7 protein-coding genes are annotated in these 11,696 nt (G+C 57.8%); 3 read left to right on the top strand and 4 right to left on the bottom strand.

All coding sequences use genetic code 11. The annotated features are described in order from the left end of the window. Positions 1 to 488 precede the first annotated feature (488 nt). From HKK55_RS17105 to HKK55_RS17115, 3 genes are all read left to right on the top strand, one after another. Positions 489 to 4,982: an ATP-binding protein gene (locus HKK55_RS17105; RefSeq protein ID WP_169355762.1), complete on the top strand. Its 4,494-nt coding sequence runs from the start codon at positions 489 to 491 to the stop codon at positions 4,980 to 4,982. After that, a complete protein-coding gene (locus HKK55_RS17110; protein ID WP_169355763.1) occupies positions 4,982 to 6,424 on the top strand; it encodes a multidrug DMT transporter permease in 1,443 nt (480 codons plus the stop codon). The genes HKK55_RS17105 and HKK55_RS17110 overlap by 1 nt, the downstream gene beginning before the upstream one ends. 325 nt (positions 6,425 to 6,749) lie before the next feature. Continuing rightward, positions 6,750 to 7,334 (top strand): hypothetical protein, encoded by a 585-nt coding sequence (locus HKK55_RS17115; protein WP_169355764.1) that lies wholly within the window; start codon positions 6,750 to 6,752, stop codon positions 7,332 to 7,334. A 247-nt stretch (positions 7,335 to 7,581) separates the two neighbouring features. Here the strand turns inward: HKK55_RS17115 and HKK55_RS17120 are convergent, their stop codons facing one another. The 4 genes from HKK55_RS17120 to HKK55_RS17135 all read right to left on the bottom strand — a co-directional run bounded on the left by HKK55_RS17120 (position 7,582) and on the right by HKK55_RS17135 (position 11,558). Then, complete coding sequence (locus HKK55_RS17120; protein ID WP_169355765.1) at positions 7,582 to 8,463, bottom strand: plasmid partitioning protein RepB C-terminal domain-containing protein; 882 nt, start codon at positions 8,461 to 8,463, stop codon at positions 7,582 to 7,584. Next, a complete protein-coding gene (locus HKK55_RS17125) occupies positions 8,460 to 9,359 on the bottom strand; it encodes a plasmid partitioning protein RepB C-terminal domain-containing protein (protein ID WP_034120738.1) in 900 nt (299 codons plus the stop codon). The genes HKK55_RS17120 and HKK55_RS17125 overlap by 4 nt, the downstream gene beginning before the upstream one ends. Further along, positions 9,356 to 10,894 carry a recombinase family protein gene (locus HKK55_RS17130; protein ID WP_169357891.1) on the bottom strand — a complete coding sequence of 513 codons (1,539 nt, stop codon included), beginning with the start codon at positions 10,892 to 10,894 and terminating at the stop codon, positions 9,356 to 9,358. The genes HKK55_RS17125 and HKK55_RS17130 overlap by 4 nt, the downstream gene beginning before the upstream one ends. Positions 10,895 to 11,099: 205 nt before the next feature. Further along, positions 11,100 to 11,558, bottom strand: a complete 459-nt coding sequence (locus HKK55_RS17135; RefSeq protein ID WP_169355766.1) for a hypothetical protein — start codon at positions 11,556 to 11,558, stop codon at positions 11,100 to 11,102. Positions 11,559 to 11,696 lie beyond the last annotated feature (138 nt).

The following is an 11,696-nucleotide window of genomic DNA, read 5'->3' on the forward strand; positions in this document are numbered from 1 at the left end:
TACGAATCTTGGGACGATTCAACACGAATGCTCTAGGCATTACAGGCGCCATAATGCGACTAAGAAAGTTATAAGCCTAAACTTATGTCTCGCATATCCTTATTCATCAGCCGAGCCCCTGCCCTATGCCGCCGATCGCATAAGGCAGAAAACGACCCGAGCTTGCCCAAATAGCGGAAAGGCAAAGTGATGTAACAGAACTGTCGGGGAGACTTGAGGTGTAGTTGAGTCAGTCGGTACGTCATTTACCATCGGCATTACGGCGTTGGCCGAGTGGGCTGCTGATCCTTTGTGGGATGGGACAATGGTGGGGGCGGCAATGAATTGCAGCTACAGTTGCGCGGGAGTCTGCCGGAAGCCTATGTGCGCATCACGCGCGACAAGCTTTCCAGTCGTGACCAATAATTTTCGCATCGTCGTGTTCAACCGCATCGCGGATTTCGCGGCGCGTGCCGACGCTGTTTTCGCGTCGAAAAGGACGGCAAACGATGACTGAGAACATCAAGAGCACGGCAATCACCTCTGCCGGCTACATCTATCAGAACCGGCAGGGGCTGCGGGTGTTGTGCGACTGGCTGGATGCGCCGAGTCGCTACGCGAAGGTCAAGTTCGAGTGTGACGTTGAGGCGGAAGCACCAAAGGGTTTGGACGACATCGTGGTCGAGCGCTCGGACGGACTGCAAGACCTTAAGCAGGTCAAGTTCACGCCAAACCCTGATGCACATCCGCTGTCCTGGGATTGGCTGCTTGAGAAATCCGGCAAGACGGAGCGGTCCCGGTCAATGCTGAAGAAGTGGTTTGACGCGTACAGGTCGCTGGACCTAGCACGTATCGGTGATCTCTCCCTGTTGACCAACCGGCGGCCTGATGCTGAGATCGAAGCCTGCCTGACCGGTAGCAAGATTGATTTCGCCAAGGTCCCTGACCCGAGGCGCGCGGCGCTCATCGCCGAACTCGGCGGCGAGGCGGATTGTGAGGACTTTCTCGGTCGACTACAGATCACGCACAGCGACAAGGGCTACGAGACGCTCGAGCACGAGGTTGACGCGCGGCTGCGTGCGCATGGAACGCCGGAGGGCATCGCCGTCCTCAAAAACGTCGCTCTGAACTGGGCGACGCAGAAGTACTCTCCACCGCCGTCCGGCTGGATCACGTTGCCAGACCTTCGCGCGATCCTGCAGGCGACACCGCCGGCACCTCTCCCGGAAGACTTTGCGGTCCCCAAGGGCTATGAGGTGCCCGATGCAGAATTCCACGGCGCTTTCGTCAAGGATGCTCTGCGGTCAGGCGGCAAGGCGATCGTTCTGACCGGTCCGCCTGGTCGCGGCAAGAGCACCTACCTCAGCGCGCTGTGCGACATATTCGCCGACAAAGACATTCCGACGGTCCGCCACCACTACTTCCTGTCCACGACGGAGCGCGGTCGGGATCGCTTACACAGCTACGTCGTCGAAGAGTCGATCCGATCGCAGATCGAGCGATTCCATCCCGACGTCCTCCGCCCGCCCGGTGGCCTGCGCGCGCAGTTGGACGCCACTGCGGCGCACTACAAAGCGCTCGACAAGCCCTTCGTACTGATTTTGGATGGTCTCGACCACGTCTGGCGCACCAACGGGGAGGACAAACAGCCGCTAGAGGACTTGTTTGCCCAGTTGGTGCCGTGTGCTGAGAACTTGGTACTGCTCGTGGGTACACAGCCGGTGGACGACGCACAACTTCCGGCAGACTTGTTGATCGCTGCGCCGAAGGCAAGTTGGAAGACGCTGCCCGCCATGTCCGGCGACGCCGTCCTTTCGTACTTGCGTCAGGCGGTGCACGCCGGTCGGTTGAGCACGGGGTTTGGGCCTGCGGAGCCTAATGAGAAGGATGTTCACGCAGAGCCTGAGGCGCCTGAAACGACCGAGGTTGCCGCAGCGCACGAGGCTGTTGCTGAGGAAGAGTTGCAGAGCGCCGCGGCCGCGCTCCGCGCCAGGACCAACGGTCACCCACTGCACGTCATCTACGCGACCTCTGCACTTGTGCTTGCCGGTGGCAAGGTCACGCGATGGGACGTCGAGCAACTCACCGGAGATCTGAGTCAGGGCGTGAAGTTCTACTACGGGTCGCTGTGGGAGCGGGTTTCACCCAGCCTAAAGGATGCGCTGCGACTGGTTTGCGCCTTCCCGTTCTTCTGGCCACGGACTGCATTCGGCGAGATCGCGACCGCGATGAGGCTGGCGGCGCCCGAGATCGAAAAGGTGGAACATCTGCTTCATTCGTCGGCCGCCGGTTTGAAGGTCTTCCACGAGAGCCTGGCGGTGTACGTGCGGTCGACCGATGGCTACGCCGATCGCATCGCTGCACTCAGGCCGGAGGTTGCGCGCTGGCTGGAGACGTTGGCTCCCAACGCTTTGCGGGTGAACTGGCTCTGGACGGTCCAGGCGCAGCTTGGCGATCCAAGCCATCTGATCGCGGGCTTGACCCGAGACTGGGTGCTGCTGCGACTGGAAGAGGGCTATCCGCAGTCGCTGTTTGACACATTGATCACCGACGCCGTGGCTGCCGCGCTGGACCGGGCTGAGTTCGCACAAGCCTATCGCCTCCAGCACCTGAAGGCCCGCATGGTTGAGGGCAGCCAGTACCAAATGCAGGACGAGGACATGGCCCAGCTGGTTTCTTACACGTGGACGCTGGCGTCGGACGATTGGGTTATCCGAGAGGCCGTTGCCTCCAGGCACGAGACGGATATCAAACTTGTGGCGGCGCTGGGGCTAGCGCTGCGAGCGCGCGGAGACCATATCGTGGCCGAGACCTGTGGCGAGGAGACGCTGCGACGCTTCCGGGGCGCGAGTCGCTTCTCGAGAGAGTACTCCACGGGCAACGGCTTGGATGCTTTCAGGTTCCTGGCGGGTGCTTTTGCGCGCCTAGGCGCGGTAGGGGTCACGCCGGAGGGGCTCAAGCAGTTCGTGACACGTGCTAACCCAGAGGGCTGGTTACCGCGCGTACGGCTGATGGCCGCGGAGGGGCAACTGGACGAGTTGATGTCGCTTGCAGCGTCGCTCGGCGATAGCCGGCGTAAGTGCGTTGTCAGCGATGCCTGCCTCCGGGCCGCGGCTCAGCTCAATGTAAGCATCGTCGAACGCGGTGACTTCAAAGCACTCGCCAGAACGCCCTTTGTAGCAGCCATCGAGGCGGCCCACGTGCATGCCGTGACGACCTTAAACGCTTCAATCCCGATCGACTGGCTGGGACTCAACTACCGTGAGCGCAAGCAGGACCTTGCGAAGCTGGTGCACCACTGGTTCTTCAGCGCTGTGCACTTGAGCATGTGCATGTCCGCGGAAGGGCAGACCGAGTTCAGCTTTGCACGCGCACCGGTATATGCCGACCGAGAGAATGTCACTGACTTCCTGAACGTGCTCTCGGGCGTCGCCGGCCAAGTGGCTCATCACTGGTGGCGGGGGGATTTCGTAGACTTTCACGCGGTCTTTGAGCTATTAGACCCGGTGGAGTTTAGGCATTTCCGACAGAGCTACGACTGGCAATCTGCAGCAGAGGATTTTCGGGCTGCCCTGCACCAGGTTGCCTGCGACGTCCGTCTGGGCAGCATTCTGTTGGGCCATGCCGTCGAGGCTAATCTCACCGAGGCGACGCTCGCTGCCGCAGAGTCGTTCAAGTGGTTCGACGCGGCGTCTTTCCGCGAGCAGTACGCCGGAGGGCTGCTGACGAAGATGTCTGATGAGGCCGCTGCGAAATTCGTGCTCTCCCAGCGCGAGCAGTTCGATGCTGAGGTGCGGCAGGAGACCAGCGTGCATCTGCAAACGCCGCTGCAGTTGTGCGGAATTTCGGTGGCCCATGGTTTGGAAACAACGGCGCGCGAACTTTGCCGACAGACCTGGGAGCTTGCGACAGGCTTCTCGCATCGTAAAGATCCGACGCTGAACAAGACCCTCGACGCGATCGGTTTCTTGGTCGAAGCTGCGCCGAAAAATGCACGTCGACTGTTAGCGCAGGTCGCCTCTCAAGTCCACTCCGTGCTGGACTACACGGACGGCAGTGGCACCCGACACGCGCTGACTGCGGCGGACGCGCTGCTGGCCAAGCTGGCTCCCGCCGCATTGGTGGCCAAGTACGAGGAGCATGTCGACGCCGGGCAGTGGTCTCAGGCTGAGAACAGCCTGAGTGTGTACGTCGAGCAGGGAGTGAAGGCCGGCTGGCCGCTTGATGCGCTAATGCGCACGGGCCTGCCCCCGGAAGTTAGGGATGTGCTGCAGCGTCTAGTCAAGGAAGGAGTCGAGGGTGCCGCCGAGCGACTGGGGTTACTCAACGCTCACGGAGGGTGGGACATCGGCGTGCTGAGTCGCGAGGAGCACGCGAACTCAAACACGGATCGAAAGCCCTTCGATGGTGACGTCTCAACCTTCGAGCCCGAGCAGCTAATGGCCTTGCTCGATCGCTTATCGGGTGGCGGCTACGACGACGAGGCGGCGCTTCTGGCTTGGTATCAGTACTGGGAAGGCCAGGGACAGGGGAAGCGGATTCTCCATGCACTGGATGACTCGCTTTTGTCCGACCGAGGTCGAGGCCGTGATCTGCTCCACCTGTCTGGCCATGCCTTTCACACCCGACGTAGGCAGAGCGGTCTGAAGGCTGCTTGGAAGTACCTCGTCAGCGCGCAGATCTACAGCGGCGCCTGGATCGGCTATATGGAGCGCGAAGAGAAGACGCTCGCGCGGCTCGACCTCGTGGCCCAGTACTACCTGAAATATTGCGATGACTTCGTAACCAAGACAGCCTATGCCATGTTCGGCGAACCGGAGCGGCCGCGATTGGCGCCGGGTGAGGCAATGGTCTATTTCTACGTGAAGCAGGGACGCATAGATGCGGCGGTTGAGTTCGCTCAGGTTATGGTCGACTGTGTGCTTGAAGACACCCGAACCCTCCCGCTAGCTAACCCGCGTTGGGGAACAGAACTGGTTGCTGCGGACGCGCGGGAGGAGTGATGGACGAGCTTCGAATTCTCATCTCTCGCCTAGGATGGCCGACGCCATCCTGCCGATGGTGGACATTGCAGGAGTTGGCAAAACTGTTGAGCGACCCTGCGACGACGACAGAGACCGAGTCAGCGCTGCTGAAGCTGCTGCATTCGCGCAAGCTCGAGGCGGAAGTCGTCGAGGCACTCTGCATCTTCTGGATGGCTGCAAGTGAGTACGGCTACGTTCCCAATCCCGATTTGCCGAACCGCACGCCGAAACCGTCACTCCTATCCAACCTGCTCCTCGAGGCTCTCGGCTTCGAGGAGCAGGCGCTAGATACCGACCTCAAAGCGGCGCCAAAGCACTTCGAGATTCCCAGTGATTTCGAAGGTGTGCAGGGGGTGGACCTGGCCAGGATGTTCCGGACCACGCTGAGCAGGCTGGAGCTTCGAACAAAACTCCCGCTTATTCGCCAGATGGCGTTCGAGTGGACTGAAAACCAGGCGGCCTATCCCGAGGCTTCCCTGCAGGGCGACTTCGGGCACTTTGCGCGGCCGCTGGGGAAAGGCTTCGTAGGCACATACTCCGCCCGGGCCACCCTTCGTGCGATCTCCGCCTACTTGCGCACCTTGGCGGTAGCGGAACGGTTGTTGGGGCTGCCCTCTGGGGTTGTGCGCCATTACGCACTAAAGGCGCTGCCCATTCATCCAACGCTGGCTGCGCTGAGGCCTTCACGCCCGGCATGGGTGCCGGTCCGGGAGGACTTCAACGGGAGCGCGAACGCGATCGAGGGAATCATGCGAGAAGTCGTCCTTCGCGTCGCGGCCGAGCGCCCCGGCGATGAGCTGATCGCGCTCAGCACTCCCGTCGAGATGACGATGGGACGCTGCATGGAAGTATCGCTTGTGCGATGGCTGCAGTTCGGCAACAGTGAAGTGGCTGACCAGGATCTTGCTTCACATATTGACTCCTTCTGGCGCGACATGCCAATGCTGCCAAGCGTGCCCACAGCGCCGCTCGACGAGATGACTTGGTTGGGGGCAATACCTATCGATCAGTTACTGGACGTCCCGTCTGCATCGTTGCCTTTGGCCGGACGGATGGACTATGGCCGCATGGGATACCTGCAGCTGAACCTCTATCCATCTCGACTGTTCGTGCCGACGCTCCTAAGGACTGCTCAAGCAGAGGTACGTCGAGTGGGCACCACGCTTGAGGTCCTTGTCGATGAACAGGTAGTGGCGGACTACGCTCATTGGAATACGGGCTGGGGGCCAGTGCGTCCGGGGTCGCTGAATGGAGCCTGCGGTGCGGCCTTAGTTTCTCGCGGAACGAGCTACCGCGAGTTACCGGCCGCCGAAGGGCAGGTGGTTCGATCGTTCTATCTCTGGCAAGTGCGCCTGCTTCACCGGAGCAACTCGTACAACGCGTTCGACGAGACCCTAAAGAGTGGCGTCTTCTTCCTTTAGCCAGCTGTCGTTTCTGGGTTCAGGGGAGCAGCGAGTGTTATAACGAAAAGCGAAATACCGACTCGAGCTGCTTCGCGGACGGCTGATTCGGCCGATTGTTGACTGTCACAAAGGGCTGATAACGACCCAAAACGATCGGTGGCTAGAAGCGGCAATTGGCTTTGGTCATGGACATATGCGAACTCGGGATCTATTAAAGCTAACGGGTACTAGCTTATACGATTTCGATGGCCGCCAATGTCTACCGCGTCTCCAATGGCAGTCAGGAGCACCGATTTACGCTAGACCTCATTACCAACTAACACCCGGGTTCAACGGAGGCACATTGGCTCGCATCGCTTCTCTTGGTTGGGGCTCCCTGATTTGGGAGCCAAAGAAATTTCCGATTCAGGGGCAGTGGATTGAGGATGGACCACTGATACCAGCTGAATTCGCCAGGCAATCGCAAGATGGTCGAATTACGCTTGTGCTAGTCGAAACCGGACGGCTGGTTCCCTCCCTGTGGGCAGTAATGGACTCAGTGGATCTCGCTTCTGCCGTTGAGGCTTTACGCAGCCGCGAAAACATTCTGGGGAAAAATGTAGAAAAGCACGTTTGCAGATGGTCTGCCGGCCAGCCATCTCCGAGGCTGATTCCAGATTTATCCGAATGGGCTAACACTCACGACGTGGCCCACGTGGTCTGGACCGGCCTCCCCCCCAAATTCAACGGTGCAGAAATCACACCGTCTGCTGAGCAGGTCGTGGAGTACTTGGTAAAGCTCACCGGCGAACAGCGCGAGAAAGCCGAGCGGTATGTTCGCCTTGCTCCGCGGCAGATTGATACCCACTACCGGCGCTGCATTGAATCGTCGCTTCACTGGCATGCCTTGGGCGGCGATTCAGGCCGATCCAATCCATCATCGGAGTGAGATATTGGTGTGAGATCTCGTGATAGGCAGCTTTCGACCGAGGCTGTGTAAAAACGTTTTCGAGCGCGACGGGGATTAAAAACCGGATTGGTAATCGCGCATTTGCGTGATATCCACATCTGCTGACGTGCCGATAAATGTCAGATTTAACGTAGACGCGCGAACTTCAATTTTGGCGAAGCGTTTTTACAAACTCTGGACCCGTTGCAGCCGTTCGAGGCGTCTACGAAAGCAGGGGCGATTCAATTCACTTGTCCAGCGATACCGTTACCACAATGTTTTCGAACTCAATTAGCAATTCAGGCTGATTTTTGGTGAGGAAACGGATGACCGCCTCATTTTCCAGCAACTTAGCAAGATAGCCCTTGGCTAGCACGAGATTTAGCACGTCTTGACCGTACGATTGCTCAACCAGCTTGAACTGTCCTTGCAGATTTCCCATTTCACGCTCCATTTTAGCCATCTGCTCGGGAGTGGCACCACCAAGCTTGCGGGGTTTAGCATCGCCCATTAGTAGGTTGCTTGGTGTGGCGGCCATCAAAGCCTGAGCGTAGGGAACGGTAATATTGTTGATGGCCACCATCAGCTCCACGCATTCTACCTGTCGGGTCGGTTTGAGTTTGCGCAACACCGCACCAATTTCAGCAGAGAAGTGCTGATCTTTAAGCAACTCGGCCGCTTCAACGCATACGCCATCAAGAAGATTCATCTTTTTGATGATGTGACTGATGTCGACGCTCAACGCTTTGGCCAGCCTGGCCGGTGCCACGCCGCGCTCGACCGCACGCCGGATCATGAAGTGCTCTTGAATGGTGGAAAGGCGATTGATCCGGTTGTTATAGGTGTAGGTTTCATCGTCCGTAGCGACCAGACATGGCGCATCAGTGAAACCCAATTGCTTGAGCGCCAATAAACGGATGTGCCCATCCAGCAACGTATACCGCCCAGATTGATTGTCGACCTTGCTGACCGTCAGCGGCTCGATTAGCCCGACAGCATCAATTGATGACTGAATCTGTTTGAATTTTTTACTACCGTGGAGCCCTTCAGGAACTTTGCGCGAGGGCAGGATCAGATCCAACGAAACTGATAGTGGTTCCGGAATAAAGCCAAGGGGCAACTGGCTCATGTCGTATGGGCTCCAGCCCAGACCCGCTCGGCGACGTATTTCGGCAGCGTATCCAATCCTTCAGCACGCAGCAGGTTGGTGAAGTTGTCATCGGACAGCAACTGGCGCAAGGCCTCGATCACAAAGAGCAACCGCTGTTGCGCGAACTCAGCCTTTTTGACCATCAGTTTTTGTCGCTCGACCTCTTTCTGATAGCTGCGGATAAGGCTGGATGAGGTGAGCACACCCGCCTTACGCGGTGTGCCACGAGCAATGGATCGCCCCAGTGACCGGCGGCGCTCAATGACCCGACGTGCGTGGATTAGTTGCTTGCCACGCAACTTCCCCGATTCGTAAGCATCTTGCAGAGCAGTCTGTACTTCCGTATCACTGCCTGCTCCCGCGATAGCGAGAGCGGCATTCAGCGGAATACGCCCGCTTTCAACCGCAACCAACAGGCGCTCCTCACCACTTTTGAGTAACTGAAGAATGCCGTAGACATAGTCGACGCTAAGGCCGGTTTTCTGGGCAATGGTCTTTTTGTCATAGCCTTGCTCACGTAACTGCTCGATACCTGCCAGCAACTCAAGAGGACGGCATTGGCGGCGTGCAATATTCTCCGCCAGACTCATAAGAAAGGCGTCCTCGTCGCTAACACTCACTACCATAGCCGGAATACTGCTTTCACCCAACGTCTTGTAGGCTTTGAGCCGTCCCTCACCGCAAATCAGCAGGTAGCGCTCTGATCCGTCTGCATCGGGTCGAGGGGTCACCGTGATCGGCTTCTTAAGACCTATGTTTTTGATGTTGCCGACGATTTCGTCGAACACCCGTCCGTTTCGCTCTCGCGTATTCAGTATCTCGATGCATTCGAGCGGGATTATTTTCAGTTCGCTGGAAAGATGCTCCTTACTCATGCCACCCTCCTGATACGTGCGCGCGCTGCCATGCTGTAGAGATAATCCAGACTGTCGAAGCGATAACTCTCAAATTCAATGCTGTTGTGATCGGCGAGGTTGAAACCCTGCTGGCCGAAGTCCAACCGTGGCAGCAGGTAATAGTCGAGCGGCGCCTGATTGGCTTCGTCCAGACGGACGGCGACCGTGATGTCTGGGGCCAGGCTAGTGTCGAAGCGAACCTTCCACCGCCTGCGTCCGCTGTCCAGCGACTGGCATCGTGACAGGACCAGCGAGATGCTGAACTCCCGATTGACCGTCATTAGGTCAGTGGCGGGATCGCGCTCGATCAACCCACCGATATCAGAAATCACATGTTCGGTCTGACTGACAATTTCCGGATGCAACCGTCGCAAAAAACGATTGATTTCGAGGAAGCGATAGTCTCGATCCGGCGTGAATCCTACGACCTGGTAGGCACTGATCAAACTACCAAAACGGTGGATATAGGCCGAGGCCGACGGCATCCCCTCCGTCTCGTCGATGATAAGGCCCGAAAGGAAGCCGCGATGCTGGTATAGGTTGCGCAGTTTCTCGATCAGTTCTTCATTGCTGAACCGATGCGCCCGGGCGCGCAGGATACCTTGGGCGGTATAGAACGCCTCCGGTGATACGATGGCCTCGAATGCACCTTCCTTCTTGATCCACATGTCCGGCTGGTTACTGACCCGGTGTTTTTTGAGCTTGAAGGAAATCCGGTTGTAGATATTATTACCGATGTATTTTTCATTGCTCAGCACCTCACGCACAGTGGCCCGTGTCCAGTGCCGATCCAGATCGGTGTGAATCCCACGGCTGTTGAGGCGGGAGGCGATTTCAGATTCGGGTAAACCTTCATCGATGAACCAGTGATAGATTTGGTTCACCACCTGTACTTCGGCTTGAGGCCCGGGCATCAAAATCACACGGTCGGTTTGCAGACTCTTGTGCTCGCCCCGCGCCAGCTCGCTTTTGATTGAACCCGCCTGATCGATCAGGACACGCCGCAGGCCGTATCCCGCACTTCCCCCCTGGCGATAGCCCCGCTCAATCAATCGGCACTGGCCCGCGAACACCTTGGCCGACAGTTCCCGGCTGTACTCACCCGCCATCGCACGCTTGACGCCTTTGACAATGGTCGAGCCTGGAGAACCGTCGTTTTCAAACTGCTCGGCACAGTAGGCAAGCTGAATGCCCGCACGGCGGCAGATGTACTCGTAATAGGCGCTTTCATCGGCATCCTGAAATCGCCCCCAGCGACTGACGTCATAGACCAGAATGATCTGGAAGTCCGCCGTCCCAGACTCTACGTCCTTGATCAACTGCTGCAAGGACTGTCGGCCATCTATGCGCAGCCCGCTTTTACCTTGGTCGGCATAGGTACGGACGATCTGCATGCCGTGCCGCTCAGCGTACTCGCGAATCTTGTCTGACTGATTTTCGGTCGAGTACTGCTGGTGCTCAGTCGACATCCTGACGTATTCGGCGGCACGTAGTGCTACCGGCTGATCCGACATATCTGGTGAAGACTCATCTGATTGCATAGGACCCAATCGCTCGCCGTTATTGGTGTGCTTGCTCTCGGGTCTTCCTTTCACATCTTCGCACGGGCCTCGTCCAGAGAAAAACCAACCAAAGCGCACGTCGTTGAGATTGCTGCCACGCAGGATGATCGAGAACTCATTTGGGTTCGTAATTAACGCCTAACCAGCGGAATGACCATCACGTCCTATCTTTGCACCCGTCCTTTTTGCACGGGCAACCGATGCACAATGGCGTGATCTCGACGATCAACGCCTCGCAGCAGACCGCCTCACCGCTGGGAACTAGCTCAATCCGATAGAGCCCAGGTCGCAGCACCGTCACCTGTGACACGTCCATCTTTGCAAGATCGACTTCCTGCTGCAGATCGTGCTTGGATCGCTGGCGTGATTTGTTTCGCTTGACGTATTCGGGGTGAGCGTCCCGATAATTACGCCAATATTCCGGATGGCGATCCAGCCACGCACGCTGATTGCGGCTCTGGTTATCCCGATAATCAGGATCGCTTTGCATCTTGTCGCGTTGCCAGCGCTGGCGTCGTACTCGCTGACAGGCTGGTAGCGAACAGTAGGTTTGGTTGGGTACTTGGGGACGTTTTTCAAACGACAAGCCACAGCAAGCGCAGATATTGTTGGTCATCAACGTTCTCCATATGAAAACTCATATGAGGACTACAACCCAAAAATAATAGGTTCCGTTTCGACGTATGGCATTGCCTAGCGAGCACTGGGACAGCAGTAAGGTGTTTGCTGCAATTCACATAGAAACTTCCGACAT

The organism is Pseudomonas sp. ADAK18 (assembly GCF_012935695.1).
Classification (GTDB): domain Bacteria; phylum Pseudomonadota; class Gammaproteobacteria; order Pseudomonadales; family Pseudomonadaceae; genus Aquipseudomonas.